22 protein-coding genes are annotated in these 23569 nt (G+C 48.6%); 11 read left to right on the top strand and 11 right to left on the bottom strand.

Translation table 11 applies throughout. The annotated features are described in order from the left end of the window. Nucleotides 1-53 precede the first annotated feature (53 nt). Nucleotides 54-776 (top strand): alpha/beta hydrolase, encoded by a 723-nt coding sequence (locus DB847_RS10880; protein WP_108650700.1) that lies wholly within the window; start codon nt 54-56, stop codon nt 774-776. 42 nt (nt 777-818) lie between these two features. On the opposite strand, the gene DB847_RS10875 is transcribed toward DB847_RS10880, so the two are convergent. The 4 genes from DB847_RS10875 to DB847_RS10860 all read right to left on the bottom strand — a co-directional run bounded on the left by DB847_RS10875 (nt 819) and on the right by DB847_RS10860 (nt 5611). Next, nucleotides 819-1694: an NlpC/P60 family protein gene (locus DB847_RS10875; protein ID WP_159084537.1), complete on the bottom strand. Its 876-nt coding sequence runs from the start codon at nt 1692-1694 to the stop codon at nt 819-821. Nucleotides 1695-1818: 124 nt separating this feature from the next. Next, the gene (locus DB847_RS10870; protein WP_159084536.1) at nt 1819-3024 is read right to left on the bottom strand and encodes an MFS transporter; all 1206 of its coding nucleotides are present in this window, start codon (nt 3022-3024) and stop codon (nt 1819-1821) included. Beyond that, nucleotides 2996-4252: an MFS transporter gene (locus DB847_RS10865; RefSeq protein ID WP_159084535.1), complete on the bottom strand. Its 1257-nt coding sequence runs from the start codon at nt 4250-4252 to the stop codon at nt 2996-2998. Before DB847_RS10865 ends, DB847_RS10870 begins: the two co-directional genes overlap by 29 nt. A 198-nt stretch (nt 4253-4450) precedes the next feature. Then, complete coding sequence (locus DB847_RS10860; protein WP_159084534.1) at nt 4451-5611, bottom strand: LbtU family siderophore porin; 1161 nt, start codon at nt 5609-5611, stop codon at nt 4451-4453. Between the two features lie 352 nt (nt 5612-5963). On the opposite strand from DB847_RS10860, the gene DB847_RS10855 reads away from it, so the two are divergent. Beyond that, nucleotides 5964-6830, top strand: a complete 867-nt coding sequence (locus tag DB847_RS10855; protein ID WP_108650695.1) for a LysR family transcriptional regulator — start codon at nt 5964-5966, stop codon at nt 6828-6830. A gap of 65 nt (nt 6831-6895) precedes the next feature. On the opposite strand, the gene DB847_RS10850 is transcribed toward DB847_RS10855, so the two are convergent. Then, a complete protein-coding gene (locus DB847_RS10850) occupies nt 6896-8512 on the bottom strand; it encodes a protein adenylyltransferase SelO (protein WP_108652956.1) in 1617 nt (538 codons plus the stop codon). Nucleotides 8513-8697: 185 nt separating this feature from the next. Here DB847_RS10850 and DB847_RS10845 point away from each other — a divergent pair, with 185 nt between their 5' ends. Both DB847_RS10845 and DB847_RS10840 read left to right on the top strand, forming a co-directional pair. Further along, a complete protein-coding gene (locus DB847_RS10845) occupies nt 8698-8847 on the top strand; it encodes a DUF2496 domain-containing protein (protein ID WP_108650694.1) in 150 nt (49 codons plus the stop codon). Between the two features lie 108 nt (nt 8848-8955). After that, nucleotides 8956-9318 carry a DUF805 domain-containing protein gene (locus tag DB847_RS10840; protein ID WP_108650693.1) on the top strand — a complete coding sequence of 121 codons (363 nt, stop codon included), beginning with the start codon at nt 8956-8958 and terminating at the stop codon, nt 9316-9318. Between the two features lie 153 nt (nt 9319-9471). On the opposite strand, the gene DB847_RS10835 is transcribed toward DB847_RS10840, so the two are convergent. From DB847_RS10835 to DB847_RS10825, 3 genes are all read right to left on the bottom strand, one after another. Continuing rightward, nucleotides 9472-9927, bottom strand: a complete 456-nt coding sequence (locus DB847_RS10835; RefSeq protein WP_199911803.1) for a C40 family peptidase — start codon at nt 9925-9927, stop codon at nt 9472-9474. Nucleotides 9928-10183: 256 nt separating this feature from the next. Beyond that, a complete protein-coding gene (locus DB847_RS10830) occupies nt 10184-10672 on the bottom strand; it encodes a hypothetical protein (RefSeq protein ID WP_159084533.1) in 489 nt (162 codons plus the stop codon). A gap of 167 nt (nt 10673-10839) precedes the next feature. Further along, nucleotides 10840-11439, bottom strand: coding sequence for a hypothetical protein (locus DB847_RS10825; protein ID WP_108650691.1), 600 nt, complete (start codon nt 11437-11439; stop codon nt 10840-10842). Nucleotides 11440-12005: 566 nt separating this feature from the next. On the opposite strand from DB847_RS10825, the gene DB847_RS10820 reads away from it, so the two are divergent. Together DB847_RS10820 and DB847_RS10815 are read left to right on the top strand one after the other, a co-directional pair. Next, entirely contained in the window at nt 12006-12650 is a 645-nt protein-coding gene (locus DB847_RS10820; protein WP_108650690.1) for a hypothetical protein, read from the top strand. A 185-nt stretch (nt 12651-12835) separates the two neighbouring features. Further along, nucleotides 12836-14320, top strand: a complete 1485-nt coding sequence (locus DB847_RS10815; protein ID WP_325049160.1) for a hypothetical protein — start codon at nt 12836-12838, stop codon at nt 14318-14320. Between the two features lie 51 nt (nt 14321-14371). Here DB847_RS10815 and DB847_RS10810 read toward each other — a convergent pair whose 3' ends face one another. Then, nucleotides 14372-15040 (bottom strand): transaldolase family protein, encoded by a 669-nt coding sequence (locus tag DB847_RS10810; protein ID WP_108650688.1) that lies wholly within the window; start codon nt 15038-15040, stop codon nt 14372-14374. Between the two features lie 125 nt (nt 15041-15165). Between DB847_RS10810 and DB847_RS10805 the strand changes: the two genes are divergently transcribed. Genes DB847_RS10805 through DB847_RS10795 form a run of 3 tightly spaced genes read left to right on the top strand, consistent with a single transcriptional unit; the run spans nt 15166 to nt 19264 of the window. Then, on the top strand, nt 15166-16062 hold the full coding sequence (locus tag DB847_RS10805) for a glycyl-radical enzyme activating protein (RefSeq protein ID WP_108650687.1): 897 nt from the start codon (nt 15166-15168) through the stop codon (nt 16060-16062). A 4-nt stretch (nt 16063-16066) separates the two neighbouring features. Then, nucleotides 16067-18502: a formate C-acetyltransferase/glycerol dehydratase family glycyl radical enzyme gene (locus tag DB847_RS10800; protein ID WP_108650686.1), complete on the top strand. Its 2436-nt coding sequence runs from the start codon at nt 16067-16069 to the stop codon at nt 18500-18502. Nucleotides 18503-18526: 24 nt separating this feature from the next. Further along, complete coding sequence (locus DB847_RS10795; protein ID WP_108650685.1) at nt 18527-19264, top strand: DeoR/GlpR family DNA-binding transcription regulator; 738 nt, start codon at nt 18527-18529, stop codon at nt 19262-19264. 42 nt (nt 19265-19306) lie between these two features. Here the strand turns inward: DB847_RS10795 and DB847_RS10790 are convergent, their stop codons facing one another. Beyond that, entirely contained in the window at nt 19307-20275 is a 969-nt protein-coding gene (locus tag DB847_RS10790; RefSeq protein WP_159084532.1) for a GIN domain-containing protein, read from the bottom strand. 197 nt (nt 20276-20472) lie between these two features. After that, the gene (locus DB847_RS10785; protein ID WP_108650683.1) at nt 20473-21483 is read right to left on the bottom strand and encodes a GIN domain-containing protein; all 1011 of its coding nucleotides are present in this window, start codon (nt 21481-21483) and stop codon (nt 20473-20475) included. Between the two features lie 569 nt (nt 21484-22052). Here DB847_RS10785 and artP point away from each other — a divergent pair. Next, entirely contained in the window at nt 22053-22781 is a 729-nt protein-coding gene (gene artP, locus DB847_RS10780; RefSeq protein WP_199911802.1) for an arginine ABC transporter ATP-binding protein ArtP, read from the top strand. A gap of 56 nt (nt 22782-22837) precedes the next feature. After that, entirely contained in the window at nt 22838-23569 is a 732-nt protein-coding gene (locus DB847_RS10775; protein WP_108650681.1) for a transporter substrate-binding domain-containing protein, read from the top strand.

Below are 23569 nucleotides of genomic sequence, written 5' to 3'. Positions count from 1 at the left end.
AGCTGGACCGACTCAGAAAACTCATCACAGGATTAAAAACAGGAGCTGTAACTATGTCTACTTATGTATTGGTTCATGCCGCATGGCACGGAGCCTGGAGCTGGAAAGAAACTGCAAAAACTCTCAGAGATGAAGGAAATATTGTCTATACCCCAACCCTGTCCGGGCTTGGAGATCGAGCTTATGAGCTCAATGCTGACATCAACCTCAGCACCCATATCCAGGATATCCTCGGACTCTTTCGCTTTGAAGAGCTTGAGGATGTGATCCTGGTCGGTCACAGCTATAGCGGGCTTGTCATCACCGCCATCGCCGATCTGCTTCCCGATAAGATTAAAGCCCTGATCTATGTGGATGCCATGGTTCCCGAAGAGGGAGGTGAACAAATTTCTAATATGTGCCTGATGGATTTTATGAAAGAGGCAAAAAAAGAGTCGTTCTTGAAAAACGCCAAAGTCAAAGGTGGAGGATTTAAGATCCCATCCCCCGATTCAGCCTATTTCGATATTGACCCGAGAAAACGAGAATGGGTTAACAGCCTGCTGGTTCCTCAGCCGATCGCTACTTTCACCGAGAAGCTCCATCTCACAGGCGCCTGGCAGACCATTGGAAAAAGAACCTTTGTCTATGCCGAAGGTTACTCAAACAACCCGCACACCCATCGTTATCAGCAGTTTCAGAAAGATCCCAACTGGAGCTGCCATAGCTTACCCTGCGGCCATGATGTGATGATTGATATGCCACAGCAGCTGGCCAATATCCTCAAAGATCACTAACATCACAAGTGGTAACCCCGGGTTACCACTTGAATAAACCATTTATCTTCCTTGCTTCAGACGTCTTGCCTCAATAAATAACCGACTCCAAAAAGGTGAATCCAGATCACTGAGTTGCACCAGGGGAGCATTTCGTCCGTAGTTATCCGATACGGTCGCATCAATAAACATCCGGTGATTATTGATGCGACCGAGATAAAGACCCACATGGGAAATTTTTTGACCAACTCCGAAAAACAACAGATCTCCCGCTTTTAGGCGGTTACGCCTCACCGAAATAAAGCCTTTCCAGTGAGCCTGAGCCGAGGAGTGGCGAGGCAACTGGATATCCATCAGGCCAAACAGCTGCTGAATAAATCCAGAGCAGTCGTAGCCAAAACTTGATTTACCTCCCCAGGTGTAGGGTACCCCGAGAAATTGCCAGCTCAGATTCAACATAGCTGCCAGTGTGAGGGGCTTGTTATCGGCCCTTATATCCCCCTGCTGGATCCACCCTTTCTCACCCGTGACCAGCCTGACCTCTAACCAGCGTCCCTGATGCCTGTGAGAGTGGTAGATCACCGGCATGCTTACCCCAAACGGAAGCACCTGCAGAGGCGAGCTTGCCGCCGTATCGGGGGAGCGATACAGGTTATTCATCCTGTGGACAGTCATCACTCTGGCCGCCTTTCCCCCGTCGTTTTTTTTCCACGCCAGGACCTTGCCATAGATCCAGCCCCGGTAGTGGTCTTTGGTTTGAACCAGGGTCCAGGCGTGATCAAAACGTATCACCCTGAGGCGCTCTCCGTAGATAGCCTGGGAGCCCAGCATGCTGACCCGGGAACGCTTTGCATAGATATTTAAGACGGGAACATTAACAAATGCCGCGGCCATGGCATGGGATGTAAACATAAATAATAAAACAGCAATTCTCTTCACGACTTAGCTCCATATCTTGCAGTTATTTTTATGATTCATACAAATAAAAAAGCAAAACCACCTAATCAAGATGATTTTGCAAGTCATACGGATATTCAATAATTTATACTCTCAGGGAGATAATTTATTGCTCTACAATGCATCTTCTCGTTCTGAGAAAGAGAATAGTCGATACCCCAAAAAAAGAAGCAATCATTAATAAATCAATAGGTGAGAATAAGCTAACGCCAACAATCAATGAAACAATCGCTGAAGCTAAGCTGCCTGATATAGAGATCAAGGCAGACCCACTGCCCTTACTTTCATTCAGTGAGTTCATGGCAAAATAATTAGCAAAAGGACATAGCATTCCGCAAAATATGGCCAGTAATATTAAAGTAACTGAGGTGGTATAGATATTAACCTGGTCCATGATTAAGGAAACTAAGAACACCAGTATGGATAAAAAACCAAAACAAAGAAGTGACTTTAATATCTTAATTCTAGCTCTTACTTCAGGGGAGATGATTCTCCTGGTCAAAAAAATACCAATAAGTATAAAGATCGAACAGCCGAAGACTACGATTGAATATTTATCTGGGCTTATCCCAAACGTCCCAATATACACCCTGGATAATATGGTAAAAACCCCACCTATTACCAGGCCAGTTGCGATACTAAAAGATACCCAATAACAAAGGAATTTTTTATTGTTTAAAATATTGAAATAATTTCTTACCACTGAATTCAGGTTGAAGCGCTTCTTTTCACCGTCATTTAGTGTTTCAGGAAGAAACATTACACTGATAATAAACAGAACAAGCGATATAACGGAAAAAACAAAATATACATCCGTTACTCTGGAAACCGTATAGAAATGCATTCCGAGCTGGGAGGAGATAATAGGAGCAATGAAAATCAACATCGCATTCGTCGTAAATATCTTACCCAGAGACTGCTCATCGAATGAATCAACAGCTATTGCCCGGGTTAGAACAGCCAGAACCCCTCCCCCCAGGCCTGTCAGCGCCTGCCCCAGGATAAAAATATCTGCCCTGGTTGCAATGGATGAGGCCACTAACCCAATCAGGTTAAGAAGTAAGAATACCAGCAGCACTTTTTTTCTGCCAAAGCTATCTGACAGTGCTCCCCCCACAAACTGGGATACGGCAAAGAAAAATAACATAACAGATATGGTAAAATGAAGCACATGTGACGGGATCGCGAACTGATGACTCAGAGGGACGATCAATGGCATTGTCACTGTTGCGCACATCCAGGCAAAACAAGCATAGCAATAGATGATGTATCTGATTTTTGAGTTAAACTGACTCATTGTAAATGCACTCATGCGAATTACCCTCATAGATGAAACAGCTAGTCACTAGCAGTAGACAAGCAACCCCTACCATGATCACAGCCAGAGCCAGAATTGATTTATGACTGAAGCATGCTAATAGCGATGGGATAAAAGAAGCGATTGTTATTCCAATCGTATAACTAAAGTTCGTTCCAATACATTTGCACTTTTTATGAAATTCCTTTGCAAAAAGTGGAAGCGTTGCCCCTCGTATCATAGCCGTCACGAATGCAAGGAGCATAAATATACTTATCAAACCATTCGTGTTATCACTAAACATCATCGCCATGATAGATAATACAATGATGATGGCAGAGCTTAGCAGAAGCTGTTTATTTCGACTGTATCGATCGGAAAGATAGCCAAATAAGGGTGTGGTAATAATATTTATCCATAATATAACCCCTCCAATCAGGGTGGCATTTCCATAGCTTATATGTAAGCTAAATGTCATATATGGAACACTATAAAAAACCACCACACTAAATATACTCGCCATACAAACAGATAGGATGATGTTCCTTAATAATAGTCCGCTCTGATTTTTGAGCAGTATTGAAAACGAGTTGAGCAGGGAGTAGTTATCACAGGCATCCTCCGGAAGTTCAATCTTTCGCCCCCATTGCCAGTGCCAGATCGCAAGGAAAATGGAGAAAATAAAAGGTATTCGCCAACCCTGGCCACTAAATCCCGGCGTGACAGAAAGAGTGGAAACCAGATAGGCCGCCAACAATGCAAACGTGTGCCCCAGTAATGAAATGGACTCACACAAGCCATTAATAAAACCTACCCCTCGGTTTTCAGATATTCGATACTGATCGTTTATTGATAGCAGTGTGCTGAACTGAGCGCCACAACACAGCCCCTGTATGAGGCGAATTCCAATCAATAGTATAGGGGCATAAACTCCGATAGTTTGATAGTCAGGAATAATGCCTATGAGTGCGGTCATCAGGCACATCAGCATAATGGAAGCATTGTAGCTGCTTTTCTTACTCCATTTATCACCCCATAAACCAAATAGAAGCGCTCCGACCGGGCGAACCAGGTTCCCCGCAGCAAAACCAAGAAAAATAATGATCAATTTTTTTTGGGACGCATCCGAATTAGGAAGCAGGTGATGCATTAAGTAAGGTATCAGAGCAATATACAGCATTGCATCATACCACTCAATTAGGGTACTTAAGCTTAATTTAAATTGATCTTTTAGTGTAAACATAAAACACCTGACATCTATTGAGCTGATTCCCCCGTGCATACACGGGGAACTTACAATTACAAAATCGGTGAATAAGGTCCAAAGCTAATCCAGGATTTTTTAAAAATTATTTATCCACAAAACCCATGGGGGCCTGTTTATTCACATTGATAAACTAAAACACTTGTTCTAAAGATTTTTAACCACTGAGGCAGCGACTTACAACTTGATGGTCACCGCCAGTAGTGCATTATCTGCATAGCCCCCGGTTCCCATAATGCTCCTGGATATTGCAGGCTGACTTGCTGTATCTCCCACCCCATACAGGTAGCTTCTTGAGACTGCAAGCTGTAGTAAAACCCTGTGGTTTAATTGATAGTTAAGCCCGAGGGTATAGATATCTTTTGGCACTCTCAAAGAGAGCATCTGCTGTGTCATCTCACTACGAGCAATCAATGCGGCATGATTGCCAAACAGGGAAAAGTGATAGCCGCCCTCAATCGAGAGTGCCCCGGGTTTCGCTCCTCTTCCATTGAAGCTGAGATCTTGAGAATCAAATGATTCTATTGCACTCACCGCACTGCTATTAAGGTAATACTGCCCAAGCTTAAAATTGGCATAGGCAGCCATCGCCGGTACATCTGAGGAGATTGGGTGATGATAAAATCCGGAGGTGCCTAAATTGTATTGCATCAGGCTCGCTTCATTTAATGCATTGATATAGCCAATTCCTGTTCGGATCTGCGAATTTTTAAACTCAAGATTTGCACCATAGCCCAGGGGTGAACCGGCATTAATGTATCTGGTGTCCTGACGGAAGCTATAGATCTCCTGGGACCAGCCCCCCTGGTTGAAGCGCATCGATAGTCCTGTTTGATCGGTATGCCCGAGCTTCTTTGGGAGTGAACTCAGGTAAAGCTCTGAACTATAGTCCCCAAATGGTAACCATCTCTTCCCCAGGATGATATTCGTTCGGTGATCCGTAAAGTCTTTCTCCAGATAGGCTTCGGCAAGATCGAGCTGGTGCATGACGGGTGACGGAACCCTGTTATATTTAACCAGGGCGTGCAGTTGAACGCCTTTGACAAGATCCAGGCGGGTGAATAGCTTTACGTTCGGGATCTGCTGATCATGTGTCCAGCGGCTTGAACCCGAATGCTGACTATAGTTTGAAAGATAGATGAGGTTTCCGGAAAAATGGCATCCGTGAACCAGACCATTAGAGCAGAGCTCAGGATCAGAGTAGGAGTAACTTCCCTTCATCCCAGGCTTTACACCATTGCCGACCTGGGGGTAAAGGGGCAAATCTGAAGATGAAAAAGCAGCAATAGAAATACTACACAGGCTAGCCGCAACAGCGACTCGAATAAAAGGACTCATTTGAAATAACCTATAATATCCAAACAGCAGAGTGCTCCGAGAGTGGAGCTGAGAATGATTCTCATTCAATCATTTGAGTTGGATAGTTTCAATCAAAAACAACAGTTTTCATTTTTCTTGAACAGGATTTATTTTTAATGTAACCACTAGACACTTGTAGTTCGTTTATGGTTATTTATTCTCAATATCTATTGGAACGTCGAAATCTTCCTACCGCTGATTCCTCATCCAATGAAAATTCACTAGTTAGGACATCATAACGCTCAAAAAATAAATATTTTCATATCAGTTTTTTCAAGTTAAGCGCAATGTGCTAAACTTACTAGTTGTATAAATTAAAGTGGTATTTTTTATGATTAGCTTTCAATCTCTTCTCAAAACCATGCTATCCAAACAGCTGATGGCTTTTCTCATGGTCTCTCAATACAAAAGTATTACTGTCGCCGCAGAAAAAATAAATACAGTTCCTTCAAACATTAGTAATCATCTAGCTGCTCTTGAGAGTCGACTCGGTCTTAAGCTCTATTACAGAACTGATTATGGTGTTGCCCTGACAGAAGATGGAGAAGCCCTGGAGAAACATTGCCTAATCCAGCAGCAAAATATTAAGGAATATTTTGAACAACTCACATCAAAAGAGGATAGAATAAAACTTGGCATTACCTTATCTGTGATTAAGCTATATTTGAAGGACGAGTTTGATGTTTTTGAAAAATATAGAGTCCAGATTATTGACCAAGATATAAGGGAGCTAATATTTAAGCTTGAGACTAATGAAATCGACTGTATCATCACTCATACTCCAGACGATTTCAATCCCCCTAAAAAAGTTGATTGTCGACATATAAAATCCAGGGAAATAAAAGTCTACTACGCCGATAAGTCAATCCTCAACCAACAAACTATCAATATTTATACTGCTTATGAAAATGGTGGTTTATTTAATTCATTATTTAAGAGCCATATAAAAGAGTTTCCGGAAAAAGACTTTAATATCATTGCAGTCTCTAACTACGATAACATCACCCGCTTTGTCGAAGCTGGTAAAGGGATCATGATCTATGCACAGAGTGAAGCACTAGACAAGAAATTCAGTTGTATGCCTATTGCAGGAGAACATAAGGCTCTTTCGGTCAGTATCATGAAGCTCGTATCAAATAAAAATAGTAATATTGATGAGTTTATTGATGAGCTCGTAAAGCTAATTGAAAGGGGATAAGAGCAAATGAGCTCAAACGGACAAAAGTAACTCATCTGATACTTATCAACCAAGGACAAAGTCACTCATGAGCTGCAGGAAAGCATCGAGCAACCTATTTTCTCCTTCGCCCACTCGGGACTTTTTTGTGCCAGATGGGCGAATTCGGATCGCTCCTCATAGGGAGATTTAAGCATTCTCTGCAGCTCATAAATTTTTTGATATTCCCCCCGCTCGGCATCCTCTATCGCTAACTGGACCAATGCATTCCTTAAGACATAAACGGGGTTGACCCGGTTCATTTTCCCGGCCCTCGCCTGATCCGATCTCGCTTGTTGACTCAGGCGCTGCTGATATCGACCAAGCCAATCCGTTAAAGCTTCCCGGGTTGCCGGTTTTAATTGCTCACTATCGTAGAGAGAGTTCGCCACAAGATTAAATGCCTCAAGCCTATCTTGCTCCTGAGGCCGGGAGCACGCCCGGATCCCGGATAAGGAGCGAAAAAATAACGTCATGTCGGCCCGACAATCTTGCATCAACTCCTCCAGCTGCCCGATGAGTTGCGCATCGCTTTGAGGATCCACGGACTCCAGTCCCAGCTTACGACCTTTCATCTGCTGCTCTTTTTGAATATAAGAGCGCTGATAATCCTGCAACGCCTGCTCCAGGGGCGCCGCTTCGCCAACCAGGGGAAGGAGTGACTCGGCAAATCGAACCAAATTCCATAAGGCAACTCCGGGCTGATTGCCGTAAGCATAGCGTCTGCTGCCTGCATCCGTCGTATTGGGAGTCCAGTCCGGATCATAAGCCTCCATCCAGCCATAAGGACCATAATCTATGGTCATCCCGAGTAGCGAAAGATTATCTGTATTCATCACGCCATGGACAAACCCGACTCGCTGCCATTCAACCATCAGCTCGGCCGTTCTTCGACAAACTGTTTCAAACAGGGCGCTATAAGCCTCCGGGCCTGGTGTGCCCAGATCCGGGAAGTGGTGACGAATGCTGTAATCGGCAAGCTGGCGGAGCGACAGAGTATCATCGCGGGCGGTAAAAATCTCAAAGTGCCCGAGACGCAAAAAAGAGGGCGCGACCCTGCATACAACCGCGCCAGGCTCGGGTCTGGGATGCCCGTCATACAAGATGTCTCTAACCACCTGCTCCCCGGTCAGTATTAAACTCAGGGCCCGGGTCGTTGGTACTCCCAGGTTATGCATCGCCTCGCTGCATAAATACTCGCGCAGGGAGGAGCGAAGCACAGCATAGCCATCGGCACTCCTGGAATAAGGCGTTGGCCCGGCCCCTTTTAACTGTAACTGCCAGGGAACACCTTGCGCTCCCCTGACTTCTCCCAGGTTGATCGCTCTACCATCTCCCAGCTGGCCCGCCCAGCTACCAAATTGATGACCACCATAGCAGTGGGCATGGGGCCTCATTCCCGGAAGAAGGGATTGCCCTGAAAAAAGCCGCACAAACTCATCGCTCTGGCACGCCTTCTCCGACAAACCTATGAGTTGAGCGACTTCAGGGAAGTAACTGACCATTTCAGGTTGACGAAACTGCCTGGGCTCAACCAGGCTGAAGTGGCTTGAATAAACCTGTCGTGGCTCATTACTGGTTAATGGATCAGCACTCAGCTCCTCAACAAAGCGGCTACTCACTGAAAGTTGATCGATTGAGTGACGAAGAGTCTGTGATGACATGAGAAGTACATGAGAATGTGAATCAGTTACCTTTATCATGGCATACTCCTGTGGCTCAGTCACTGTAAAAAAACCCAGGGAACAAGACATGGTATGATGGCATAAAGTGTGGGCCGAGATCTGTGTTAAACTACTCTTTTGTCCGATAGGTACTCAATCATGTCTCTCAAAGATGCCCCCCTGAAATTCAACTTGCCGTTGATCTCATTGAGCTTTTGGAGGTCAATGAGATTGAGCCTCAACTTGCTTTGGCGGCGCTCAAGATAGTAACCGAGGACTTCGAGTATAAGATTCGGGAGCTGAATTCTACTTCCCAGAATGACGCCGATTCATAGGCCACTGCCATGTATTGAGGCTTATCAGGCTTGCAGCCTTTGTGTCACAGGAGTAGATTGAATAGAGCTTGTCACCATGGATCTTAAATCTGTCATGAGGAGAGTGAGATGCACTGGTATTTGGCCGTATTAAAAAAATACGCCGTGTTTTCAGGAAGAGCTCAACGTAAAGAGTACTGGATGTTTACTCTGGTGAACTTCATTATCAGCCTGCTGCTGATCCTGTTTACCGGCCTCAACGAGGTCGGTTGGATTGCAACTCTCTACCTGCTTGTACTGATCATTCCCAATCTTTCGGTAGGTGTGAGGCGACTTCATGATACCAATCGCAGTGGGTGGTGGATGCTACTGCTGCTGATCCCCTTGATAGGTCCACTGATCTTGCTGGTCTTTTTCTGCTCCGAGGGAGAACACAGCGCAAATCGTTTTGGTGAAAATCCAAAACTTGCCGCCACCATGCACCTTTGGTGACAACCGCAGTCACCGAGCCCGAAGTTTACCGGCCTCACTGTGGTCGAGAGCTTATGTTTGTAACGGACAGTTCTGTCTAACTGAGCGAGCGAAGGACCCGCCGCGCCTGCCAGTAGTGACGACTCCAGTAATAGTTGTCGAGACTGGACTCGCTCACCCCCTGGAGCTGGCTGAGCTGATAAATCGCCCCTGCCCCATGTAGATCCCAACATGGCGTACCCCGCGGCTAATTCTGAAAAAAACCAGATCCCCCACCTGCAGCTGCCAGCGGTTAATTTCAACACCGCGCTTCACCTGACCCAAAGTTGTTCTGGGCAAACTGACATGAAAGGCTCTGCGATACACCTGCTGCACAAATGCGGAGCAATCTATGCCTCTGTGAGAATCTCCCCCGTAACGATAGGGCGTTCCCTGCCAATGCCGGTAGCTGCCTTGCAACTTGTTGAGCCTGAGCTGCTGGGCATGACTCAGGGAGCTTGCAGGGCCGGGCTGAGCCTGTGGCCTTGAGGCCTTGACTCCATGTGGCGCTGTGACCGTTGAGCTACATCCCTGCAGGGTCCCCATCAATCCGACAATCGCCAGCCATAACCCACAAGCTCCTAGTTTCACCCGAATTCACAGCCCTGTTCATTGAAAGTGGCTAAGCTTACCACAGCAAATCACAGATGACTGTCGCAGCGAGTCGTCCCGGGTTATAACATCCAATCCGGGTGTTTGGCCCGATTAACAAGGTGCGATAAAAAAACGCCGATTTTCTGGAGAATCGACGTCATGGTGTGCCCCTGCAGGGGTGGATGGTTAACCCCGTAAAACCGGGGCTATCTTCAGAAGGTGTAGCGGACCCCGAGGCTGGCTGCGTGAGAGTTTAAGCTATCCCCCCAAAGAGATTCAAAACTGGCAGATAATTGTAGCCCAGATAGCCCATCAGCCTTGGGGTAAAGTCATATCCAAGCTTCATTCCCAGATCAGACACCCAGAAAATAGTCCCGACATTGGCGATCACCCTGACTCTGTCGGTCAGATACTTACTGATCTCAATCTCCGGCATCGGGAAGCCCGCTCCATCATGGCCATCGTAGACCCCGTAAGTCTTGAGGCCGATCCCATAGTGCACACTCTCAAACCTCTCACGAGGAAAGGTGTAACCAAACATCAGGCTTGCCATGGCGGCGCTTTTAGACTCTTCACGAAGGTTATATCCAAGGAAATCGGTATTTTGTGATGGCATATAGATGCCACCCACTCCACCATCAATGAAAAAACCAGCGGACGGCGCAGCAGCTTCGGCCATGGCATTCTGGCAAAGCAAGCTCAGGGAGAGAAAAGTTAACAGAATAACCAGCATACGCTTCATGGAAACACTCACATAATAAAAGTTGACTCGGCCATAGGAGGATAACTTCTCAGTTCGGCCCAACAAAATGGGCTGCAACCCTACCTCATTTAATCCAGCCTGGCTTCCAAATCAGCATTCCCTTTATCGGAAAAACCTCAGCCCTCACCACAAAATATCAATCGATATCAATTTGAAAGGGCCAGCTTCAATTCATCGAGCTTATCATCTCCCCCCTCCAGCAGCCGGCCAATCTCACGGATCAATTTTTTTCTGCCATGCCAGTTACAGGTAAAACCGATCCGGTAGATCTGATCTCCCACTTCAAACCAGGACTCTTGTCGGGCACCCAGCTGCTGCTGCAACTGGAAAAGTTCTTCTGCACCAAGGTGAAGATCCAAAGAGAAGCCCAAAATCGCACCATCGTGTCCCGGCATCCGCTGTTTATTAAAAGCCACCAGCTGATCTCGCCGGATCCCGAGCGCCTGATTTTTAGGACCGTTCACCAGATATATCCAATGATCATCGATGATAAGGGAGATCAGCCGATCCACACGCCAGTTTCGTGGATAAGCAACCAGTAGCAAGACCACTGCGGAGAAAAAGAGGCCAATCCAGCCAACTCTGACTGTCCCCTGCTGAATTTGCCACAGTGACCAGACAACCCCCGCCAGGGCACAACCAGCAAGCACGCCCAGGGTGGCAAAATATTTGAGCATGGGGGGCTTAAGAATAAAGAGTTTTTTCTGCCGAAGCAGTACCTTCAGGTCATCAATTTGTTGAGCCATTGTCACCTCATTTCGTAGACGGGGCTCATTTTGCTCCGGCATTGGCCCAGACGCAAGTCTTGGCCCCAAGTGCTCATCTTCCACTGCCAGAAGCAATTCACCCGGGCGAGCTTTCCCTCTCCTCATACCTCTTTCCAAAAGAGGTGATATCTCAAGTTCCTTGACTCATACAAGCTGCGCCCTGGTTCAGCGAACATCCGCAACACAGAGGCAGAATAAGATCCACTTGAAACCTTAATATTTATGGCGGTTATTTAGTCAATCCAATCCTTAATATTCAAGAAAACTTATAACTTTACTAGAAACATTTAATTAATGGTGTAAAAAATAAATATTATATTTTACCCCTGATTTATTTATATAGCCATGCGCTAAGTTTTGACGCTTAGCCATAATAACTATTAGATTTTTTTTGGATGATTGGATAATCTGACTTGGCATGGTATTCGTTAAAACCATGAGAGATGTTCATGTATATTATGACTTTTACTCTTAGGCTGATGGTTTCAAGATTATAAATTCATTTTAATTATATTATTACTCAATCATGATTAAGGGAACTTATTATGACCAGGTTTATTCTATTACTCTGCTTTTCGGTATTCACCGGTTGGTTAAGCCTCACCTATGCATCTGCTCAACAAGTTGAGGCTCAGGTAAAAAACGATGCAAATAGCAACTTTTGGGTCACTCGTAACGGTAAACACCTTGAGCTTAACGGGAAGATTTTTCGTTTTGTCTCCTTCAATATCCCAAATCTCAGTGTGGTTCAGGACTACGCCAACCTTGTTAGTCACTATGACTCAGGGAGCCCGGGAAGCAGCAAGATACAGTATACATCCGCTCAATTTCGCCTCCCGAGCGAGCAGGAGATCCACTCCGGGATCCTGACAGCTTCACACCTTGCCCATGGCCAAAACACCGCGATTCGCCTGTTTGTTTTCCCCATTGAGGGAGGTACTCAGGATACTCTTTCCGGTTTTGCAAAAAGCTGCCAGGGAGATGGCTCAGCGGGTGATTCCGGCCACCCCTGTGATGCATTTTATCTTAAAAATAACCAGATCGTGCCAAATAATAGCTTTCTTAAAAATGGCCTGGATAAGGTTTTACAAGCAGCGAATCAGCACAAGGTCCACCTGATCATTCCGATTATTAATGCGCTCAATGATTGGGGGGGATCAAACAGTTTTGTGAGCTGGATTCTCGGATAAGTGGTCACAGCAAAATATCCTGTGATTATGCACATCGAAATAACTTTTATACCAATCCAACTATTATTTCCGATTATAAAAAATTTATCATTAAACCTCTCATCGAACGCTATGGCCAAGACCCGGCAATTTTAGCCTGGGAGACAGGGAATGAATTATTCAACAATGCAGAAAGCTTACCTGCAATGTATCCCCACCTGAAAGATTACCTGCAGTGGAATAACCAAATTGCAAGCTATATTAAAAGCCTGGGTGCAAAACAACTGGTGATGGATGGCGCCATGCACCCTGTTGTCAAGCATGCCGCAGATTACAAGCGCTATGAACCCGCCATCGATATCCTGTCGCTTCACTTTTATGTGACCGATGGTGGAGATGGAAACTACACAGCCAAGCAGCAGATCATCCGAGCCTATAATGCAGCGAACCAGATGCTCACTGGCAACGAGTTCAATCGCCCGTTGATCATTGGCGAGGTTGGTCCCTACCCCCTGGATAAGGCGGCACACCCCCTGCTGCGTGGTGATAACTATGATCATTTTCCGGGGTTTCTCCATGAAGCGCCCGACCATTCTGCTGTGGCCGGGATCCTGTTCTGGAGCCTGAGAACCCAACAGATGTTAGCTATCACTCTGGATCAACGGCCCTTTGTGGTGGGAGGCTTTCTCCACCATACGGACTACAACAACTATAAGTTTAACTCCTCCTATCACTGGCCCGGCAGCAAAGACTTCTCCCAGGACAACCCGGATAACAGCGGGACTCACATCAACAATAACGAAATGAGCCTGATGAGACTGGTACAGTGCTCAAATATTAAAATCAACAGTACAGATCCCGGCGCAATCCAATGTACGGAGGATACTCTTCACAGCAACTATCCCATCCTGAGACAGGATCCAGAGGACTCCCCAACCCTGGTGGATATACTGGAGACCCCACAGGGCGCTGAGCTTGGGTTTTATGGGAGTGTCGATGCTCAGAGTTACCGGATAGAGCGGGTTAAAATGAATGATGCCAGCCAAAGCTGTAGCACTATCACTGCATCAAGTTGGAATGATCCAGCCAACCGGGTCACACAGCTTCCCCCCCACGCAGGTCAAATGGTTCGCTACTTTACAGCATCCGCTCCGGACGCAGGCGATCTCTACGGCTATGTTCCCTTTATCGATCAGGGGGTGACCCAGGGCAGTTACTGCTACCGGGTGGTGGCACAAAATTCTCAGACGCCAGGAGCTCCGCTCACAGGCTACGCCGTATCTAATGCCCTGAAATATACTATTGGTTCCACTCCCACTCCCACTCCTTCCCCCACCCCATCCCCCTCTGATGAAGGGTTTTTCTGCCCTGAGGCCCCTGCAGCCTACGCCGCTATGCTCAAGAAGGAGGGCGCAAGCCCCTATGATGCAACAGGCCCCAACAACTGGATGTACCGGCTGGGAAGCTCAGCAATCTCGGTTCCGCCAGAAAAAGTGCAGTGCTTAAAAAATGCCAGGGCGTGTAAGGGAAGTGAGGCCGGCAAACTCTATTGTGTCTACCAGCACCAACTCAGCCATGGCATGATGCGGGTCTGGCAACTGCAGGCCATCCACTTTAATACCCAGAGGGCCAGCTGCCAAATTACCTCTGATGGCAGAGGATTCTCCGACGGGTGTGCCATTTCAACTTAGTTGACTCTGATGCTCAGGGCCCTCCCCTGAGCATCGCTCCCAATCCAGGGATTATGTATAGGAAAGACTCTGGCCAAACCTGTGTTGCCAATCCTCAGCAAACTGCTCCAGAGCGCCCGGGACCGCCGGGTGATTCAACATCTGATAGGCAACATCCGCCGGAAGGGTGATCGCTGCAACCCCAGCCTCGATCACCTTCATCGCCTGGGCCGAGCTCTTAAAGCTGGCCGCCAGAATTTTACAGGGAAGCTGTTGCGCCTCAAGGACATCCTGCAGGCTGGCAACTGTGGCAACCCCATCACCTGGCAGGGTATCAATCCGATTCACATAGGGCGCCACATAGTCCGCACCAGCTAGTGCGGCCATCAGTCCCTGAGATGCACTATACACAGCCGTCCCTAGAACCCGTTGCTGCCGAGACTTCAACGCCCGGATCACCCGAAGCCCGGTCTCGGTGACCGGCACCTTGATCACCAGATTCGGATCGCATTGAGCCAGAGCCATCCCCTCCTTGATCATCGAAGACTCCTCCTGAGAAACCAGTTGAGCATGAATGATTGCCTCAGGACCCAGGAGCTCCCTAAGCCTTGGCAGCAGCTGATTAAGACGAAGCTCCTGTTTGGCAACTATGGTTGGATTGGTGGTCACTCCGGCCAGCGGGATAAGTCGGTTGAAATGTTCAATGACGTTGAGATCGGCACTATCAAGATAAAACTCCATGGGAAGCTCCTTCGATGCAAAAGACTGACCCTATCCTAAAAATAAAGCCGGCCCTCCAGATTGATCTGGATCAATGTAACTTTCATTCGTAAGTGAAATACTTTTTATCGAAAAGGAGGCCGATGATGATTTTTAACACGCAACGTTTCTCAACCCATGATGGACCCGGGATCCGTACCCTGATCTTTTTTAAGGGCTGCCCTTTGAGCTGTCCCTGGTGCCAAAATCCGGAAAGCCGCTCGCCTAAGCCACAGCTCATGTTTGATGAAAGGCTCTGCATTCAGGGGTGTCGGCGCTGCTGCGATGCCACCTCAGCCATCCGTAAAACCGAGGATCGTCTCATCATTGAGCGCCAGAAGATCAGGGGGAATCAACTCGAACCCCTGCGTGATATCTGCCCCTCTCAGGCCCTCAATGTGATTGGCCAGTCCAGACGCATCGATGAGTTGCTGTCCATCGCGCTCAAAGACCGCTGCTATTATGAGAGCAGTGGTGGTGGGATCACCCTCTCGGGCGGAGAGCCACTTCTTCAAACCCAGTTCATCTGTAAATTACTCACGGCACTGAAAAATCAGAAGATCCACACCCTGATCGAATCTTGCCTGTCTGTGCCCTGGCACTATATCGAGCCGGTCCTCAAGTTAACCGATGGTTTTTTGGCTGACTTGAAACACACAGATGATGCCAAGTTCAGGGATTGGTGCCAGGGATCCCTGTCAGTCATCAAGGAGAACCTGATCCGCCTCAAACAAGCGGGAGCATCGCTAACGATTCGCATCCCGGTGATCCCGGGATTTAATGCCAGCCTGAGAGAGCTCAACTCCCTGCTCGATTTCATCGCGACCCATCAACTGAGCCAGGAGGTCCACCTGTTGCCCTATCACCTGCTGGGCGCCGCCAAGTATCCACAACTGGGACTTAAATATACGGCGCCAGTCGAACCTCTGGAGGATCCAGAACTGCTGGCATCTGCCTGTCGCTATGCTCAAAGCCTTAAACTCACACCTATCCTAAAGGGGTAATAATATGGATCTGACCACCCTCAGCCACAGAGTCAAGAATCACAAAGAGCGCCTGGTTAATATCACCAAGGCCCCGGTTTGTATCGAGCGCGCCGAGAGCTACACACGCATTTACCAACAGCAGGCAGCTCAACCCCTGGTGATCCGCCGAGCCCTGGCTCTGGCAGATCACCTCAGCAACAAGACAGTCTGGATAGATAACGACGAACTGATTGTCGGCAATCAGGCAAGTCAGCTCAGGGCCGCCCCGATCTTTCCGGAATACACAGTGCAGTGGCTGGCCGCTGAGCTCGATGATCTCTCCGACCGGCCCGGCGCAGGCTTTAAACTGAGCGAACAAAACAAGCTGCAACTTGAGCAGAGCATCATTCCCTACTGGCAGGGCCACACAGTTCAGGACAAGGCTCAGGCACTATTCGATGATGAGCAGACCGCAATTTTAAAGAGCACCATCATCAAGGCTGAAGGTAATATGACCTCGGGCGATGCCCACCTGGCAGTGGATTTTGCTAAGGTACTGCGTCTTGGGATCAAAGGCTTGCAGCAGGAGGTAGCTCAGCGACTACAAGAGCGGGATCGCACGACTCAGGAGGGGCTAAAACAATCCCAGTTTCTCAAGGCGGTTGCCATCACTTTTGATGCACTGCAACACTATATCCTACGCTATAGCGAGCTTGCCGGTGAGATGAGTCGCAGTGAACAACGCCCCTGGCGAGCAGCAGAACTGGATCGACTGGCTTCGCACTGCCGCCACATAGCAACCCATCCCCCACAGAATTTTCACCAGGCGCTGCAGCTTTGCTACTTTATCCAGCTGGTACTGCAGATAGAGTCCAATGGTCACTCGGTCTCATTTGGCCGAATGGACCAATATCTTTACCCCTTCTATCAACAGGACGTGGAGATCAACCAATCACTGCCCCGTGATGAAGCAATCGAGCTGCTGCATGGCTGCTGGCTCAAGCTACTGGAAATCAACAAGATCCGCTCGGGAAGCCACTCAAAGGCATCCGCAGGCAGCCCCCTGTACCAGAATGTCACCATCGGCGGTCAGCGTTGGGATCCGACGACAAACCGGGCAAAGGATGCGGTCAACTCCCTGTCCTGGGCCATTTTAGAATCCTGTGGTCGACTTCGATCCACCCAGCCCAACCTCAGTGTCCGCTATCATTCATCACTGGAGCCCAAGTTTCTCGATGCCTGTCTTGAGGTGATTGGTTGTGGCTTCGGCATGCCCGCCTTCAACAATGACGAGATAGTGATCCCTGAATTTATTAAGTTAGGAGTCAGCAAGCTGGATGCCTACAACTATTCTGCTATCGGCTGTATCGAAACTGCGATCCCGGGCAAGTGGGGCTATCGCTGCACCGGCATGAGCTTTATTAACCTTCCGCGGGTGCTGCTTGCAGCCCTTGAGCAGGGACGGGATGCAACCACGGGCCAGGTGTTTCTTCCCCAGCAACAAGGGCTCAGCCTCAATAACTTTGATGGCTTCGAGTCGGTGATGCGCTGCTGGGATCAGCAGTGTCGTTACTTCACCCGTAAATCGGTCGAGATCGACTGCGTGGTGGATACTGTGCTGGAGGAGAATGCTCCGGATATACTCTGCTCCGCCCTGGTTGACGACTGCCTGGCCCGGGGAAAGAGTATTAAAGAGGGGGGCGCCGTCTATGACTGGATCTCAGGCCTGCAGGTCGGAATAGCCAACCTCGGAAACAGCCTGATGGCTGTCAAACAAACCCTGTTTGATACCTCTGAACTCACTCAGCCACAGCTTGCAACCCAGCTGGAAAACGACTTCTCGGGATCCGAAGGGGAGCAGTTGCGTCAGCATCTTATCAATCAGATTCCCAAATATGGCAATGACGATGAATCCGTCGACACCCTGCTGGTGCGAGCCTATCAAAGCTACATAGATGAACTGGCGAACTATCACAATACCCGCCATGGCCGCGGCCCCATTGGTGGAGGCTACTATGCAGGAACCTCCAGTATCTCGGCCAATGTGCCTTTTGGCTCTGCCACCATGGCGACGCCTGATGGGCGAAAAGCGAAAGCAGCATTGGCTGAGGGAGCCAGCCCCTCATCGGGCACCGATACCCAGGGACCTACCGCAGTGTTTAACTCGATCGCCAAATTGCCCACCGAGCAGATCCTGGGTGGGGTATTGCTGAATCAGAAGATCTCTCCCGCCGGGTTTGAGTCCAGGGCCGACAAACTTAAGCTCAAGCTGTTACTGGCGACCTTCTTCGATCATCACAGAGGATGGCATGTGCAGTACAACATAGTCTCCAAACAGATGCTTCTGGAGGCGCAGCGTTATCCCGATCGCTACCGGGATCTGGTGGTGCGGGTCGCGGGTTATTCCGCCTTCTTTACCGCTTTATCGGCGGAGGCTCAGAATGATATTATTGCCCGCACCGAGCACTCATTAGGATGAGACGCCCCCAAGCGGCTAACGATTATGCATCCAAGACATTGTCAAATACTGCAACTGGTTGAGACCCATCAAAAAGCCTCTGTTGCACTGCTGGCAGAGCAGACCGGGGTTTCCCAGGTCACGATCCGCCAGGATCTCTCGGCGTTGGAGCAACAGGGCTACCTGCGCCGGATCCACGGTGGGGCCGAGGCCCTGGTGCAGGAAAGTCTCAATGACAGACTTAATGTTCACTTTGACACCAAGCTCAGGTTGGCGGTCCGGGCCAGTGAGCTAGTCGAGGATGGGGAGTCGATCCTCATCGAGGGGGGCAGCGCCAACGCCCTTCTTGCCCGCCAACTGAACTCCAGGGCGGTCACAGTGATCACTCCTAACTGTGCCATCGCCCAGCACCTAAGAGAGGGCCGCGCCCAAGTGATTTTGCTCGGGGGGAATTATCAGAGCCAGAGTGATAGCCTGGTTGGCCCCCTGACGCTGCTGGGAATCGAGCAGCTGCATTTTAGTAAGGCCTTTATCGGTATTGACGGATGTCATCCCAGCACAGGGTTTACCAATAAAGATCTCTTACGTGCCGATGTGGTCAGAGCAATCCTGGCCAAGGGGCAGCGTAATATTTTACTCACCAATTCCTCGAAATTCGGCCAGATCTACCCGGCAAACCTTGGAGCGGTTGAGCAATTTGATACCCTGATCACCGACCGGGGGATCCCGGACAGGGATCGTCAGTGGCTGGAACAGCAGCAACTTAAAATGCTGCTGGTGTAGACTTGAGCCACCCGAGCCATGCCCGGGGCTCATAGTGAAATCCTAAGAGTTAGACTGCGAAGTCTCAGATAACGAAGTCACAGCAGAAAAAGGGCTCTGATCGAGGGAGATTTGGGGTCTCCCCTGTGTGAGATAGCTAACATGGGCCGAACCGGTCAACCTGGCATTGAGGCGCTGACCGACCCGAACCCTGGCATTACTGGTATCACCGGCCAGCAGATTGATCTCCTCAGCCAGTAATCCTTCACCGTTAAAGTTACTGCTACCCGATTGAGTTAGTTTGATCGATTGTACAGAACCATACAGATGACGAACCTGGCTCCTGTTAGCCATGTTGACATCCAGCTGATTCCCCCCCTGGGGAAGGTAAAGCTGATGAATGGAGGCATCCTGCATCAGGCTTAGCTGTAGTCTTTGAAGATGACGCAAAATACTCAGTTGGCGGATTTTGCTATGCTGCGCCAGTTCAATGGATAAATCTCTGACATGCCCCTCAAAGTGCATGAGCTGACTGCGATCAGATAAGCTAATCGCCAGTCGCTTAGCATTAAAATGATTAAAAAATGCCTGGCTTCGACCGCGTAAGCTCAGAGAGTCCAATTGGGGAAGAGTCACACTCAGCTGGATTGGCGCCAGGGCCAGACAAGCGTGATCCCACTGCCCGAATGACAGATAACAGCCAACACGGCTCAGCCATCCATACATTGGCTGGCGCTTAATCACCAGAGAACCGGAAGTAGTACGGATTTGTAACTGTTTGAGCAGCCTTTTATCGCCCCAGGAAACCGCATCAAAGGCATAGTCCTGGCCACTTTGAATCCTGAGCAGCACATTGCCGTCCACCAGGATGTGATGAAAATGAAAGATATTATCATCTCCCTTGGGGAAGCAAGCCACATCAAGGGGTGCTGCCGTTACGGCCGGTAAAGAGAGTGAAAACAGAACAACCAACAATAAATAGCGAGCAACAACTCCGGATATCACGCAGTAAACCCTATGAAAATAGATCATGATTGTGCCCATACAGAGCAGATTGAAAACTCCGGCCCCCTAATACTCGATAGGGTGGAGAAACAGCGCCGCCACTATACTCGGCTGACAGACAGCAGCAATCCGTAGAAGACCTGAAAAATTAAGACATTCGGGCTTGAGGTCATAAGAGACCGCTCACAAACTTGTGAGCGGTTCAAACAACCGGCCTGTAGAGATTAAATGGCGAGGGCGTGACTGTATTGCAGGTTGCGGACGGTTGCCGGGGTCATCTGTAGAGGCTCTGAGATATCAGTGGCCTCGGGGTTCACTGCACTAAACAGGCCACTGGAAACTCCGATCTGAGGCGTCCCCATCTCAATATAATCCAGGTGAGCCGAGCCCTGCATCTGCCCATCAAGCAGTTTAACAACTTGTACCCTGGCATTGGCCGTATCACGGCCATCAACATTGACATGATGGGCCTGTAATGCACTCAGGTTCAGGTTACTGCTGCCGGAGAATCTCGCATCCAACTGCTCAACCCTTCCCTCAGCCTGACGAATATTACTGACTCCAGCCAGTCGTACCGGTAACTGGTTTACCCCATGGGAAAGATCCAAAGAGCGAATCGAACTACTCTCCTGCATATTGATCGCGACAGACTCTGCAGGCTTTACCAGACTTAACTCGCCAACCCTGCTGTGGTCGGTCATCTTCAGGCTAAGGGCCTGGACATTACCCTGTAATTGCTTGAGATAACTTGAATCCGATAAATTGATCATGAGCTCCTTTGACCGGATATCTTTGACCCAAGCCAGCGCATGCCCCTGTAGCCTGAGTTCGCTGAGGGTGGGCAGTGTCACAACCGCCTTCACTTGTAGCCGCTCCGAGCCATCCCCCATCCCCAAGGCATCCTTAACCTTGGACAGCCAGCCTGTATCGACTTTGCCCTGAGAGATAACCAATCGCCCATTCTTTTTAACCACCTGTAGATCCCGGAATTGTCCCTGTGGATCCTGTGGCAAGTTTGCGCTGATCTTCACCGAATAGTGCTCGCCCCCCTCGATCATGAGCTGGGTATCGCCATCGGCAGATATACCGGTAAAGTCGGTGATCTCATAGGTATGAGCTGGCATCGGTAGGCTGCCCTGATCCCTTGGCTCTGCAAGAGTTGATTGGCTCCATGGCAACAGAAGCAATGGCAGCGAGCTTAATAGCAAACGAAATGTCATTGTACGTGATGTCATTCATCTTCCCTCAACCTGATTCCCTGGTACCGGGCAATAAGTGCCCGAAATCCCATCCTAGCATTGAGATCGATAAACACAACCCTGTTTTCACAAGTTTTCTACATCATTGAAAAGTTAAATCAACCCATTTAACCAACAACCATAGCCGAAAGCCTTACTCAGCCAGAACTCAACAGTTAATAATCACTTGCAAATCAACACGGCTTTGGATTTTATTCTTCAGATAAAGCATAGTTTTGGCCGCCTGGAAACCTGCCGGAGATTCAGAATAGAACCTGAATCAGGCCAGCATAAATAGCGAAAAATGCCATGAAATATAAAATCAAGATCATTGGCTCAATTGAGACTCAGAATTGAGTTCGGAAAACCCTATTCAATCCAGTAACCCTTTGTATATAAAGATATTACCCCTCAAGAATGACTCATTTCATCTCTTTTCAGTAAGCTTCTCTTATCTGGTAACCAGGCAACAAAAATAGGATCTTATGAATTTTAATACATTTCTATTGAATATCTCATCATTGTAGGTAGTATGAAGCTTCCCAATAAAAATGCAGGATATTGGAATGGGCATTCAGGTTTCAGGTTTAAATAAAAGCTACGGAGAACACCAGGTTCTTCACGAAATTAGCTTTGAGTGTAATAAAGGTGACACTCTGGTTCTGTTAGGACCCAGCGGAGCTGGCAAGAGTTCGCTGCTACGGATCCTGAACCTGTTAGAGCAGGGACAATCCGGAGTGCTAAAGATCGCGGGCCAGCAGTTCAACTTTTGTGGACCAATCAGCGAGAAGCAGGGGCTCGCCCTGCGCAGTAAGGTTGGAATGGTGTTTCAGCAGTACAATCTCTGGCCACACCTGAGCGTTCTCAATAACTTACTCGAAGCCCCGGTGCGGGTGTTGGGCCTTTGTAAAAAGCAGGCCACTGAGCAGGCGATGGCAATCCTCGAAACCTTGCACCTGTCAGACAAAGCTCAGGCGTGGCCACTTCAACTCTCGGGAGGGCAGCAGCAGCGGGTCGCCATTGCCAGAGCCCTGATGATGAAGCCAGAAGTCTTGCTGTTTGATGAACCCACCGCCGCCCTGGACCCGGCCATCACAAATCAGGTAGTGCAGATCATCAACGAGCTCAGTGAAACCGGGATCACCCAGATCGTCGTGACTCATGAGGTTGAATTTGCCAAAAAGATCGCAAGCCACCTCCTGTATATGGAGCATGGACGCATCATAGAGCAGGGTTGCCGACGCACCTTCCAGTCCCCGAAAACCCAGGCTTTTGCTCAATACCTGACCCATTAATTCGTTGCCGGGTGTCGTCCAAACACCAAAGCCCCTACTCACTGATGGAGTGATTCATGAAAAAATTAATCTGTGCAGCCCTGTTTGGCCTGATCTCAACTCAGGTCGTCGCAAAACAGGTAATCAAATTTGAGATGGAAGCGACCTATGCTCCCTTCGAATATGTTAATAAAAACAATGAAATCAAAGGATTTGATGTCGATCTGGCCAACGCCCTGTGCCAGGAGCTCAATGCCCAGTGCTCCTTCCATAACGTCCCCTTCGACAGCCTAATCCCCGCACTTAAGTTCCATCGCTATGATGCCGCGATCTCAGCGATCGATATCACCGAAGCTCGCAGCAAGCAGGTGAGTTTTACCCAGCCCTACTATGAGAATGCCGCGGCATTTGTCACCCTCAGTGACAACCTGAAGAGCCAGCAATCCCTCAAAGATAAGCGGGTCGGCGTGCAAAACGGCACCACCCACCAACGCTACCTGCTTGAACAGATGCCTGGAGTCACGGCAGTACCTTACGCCAGTTATCTGGACGCATTTAACGATCTCAAGACTGGCCGGATCGACGCGATCTTCTCGGATACAGCCATCCTGGCGGACTGGGTCAAAAAAGACAGTAAACTTCACTACATCGGCAAGCCGGTCACCAACCCCAGTTATTTTGGCAATGGCTTTGGGATCGCGGTCAACAAAAGTAACACCAAGTTACTGGCCCAGCTTAACCAGGCCCTGAGCACGATCAAAGAGAACGGCCAATACCAGATCATCTACAACAAATATTTTGGAAGTTAA

The sequence above is a fragment of the Dongshaea marina genome, assembly GCF_003072645.1.
In the GTDB taxonomy this organism is placed as follows: domain Bacteria; phylum Pseudomonadota; class Gammaproteobacteria; order Enterobacterales; family Aeromonadaceae; genus Dongshaea; species Dongshaea marina.
This window is presented reverse-complemented; position numbering and strand designations above follow the sequence as displayed.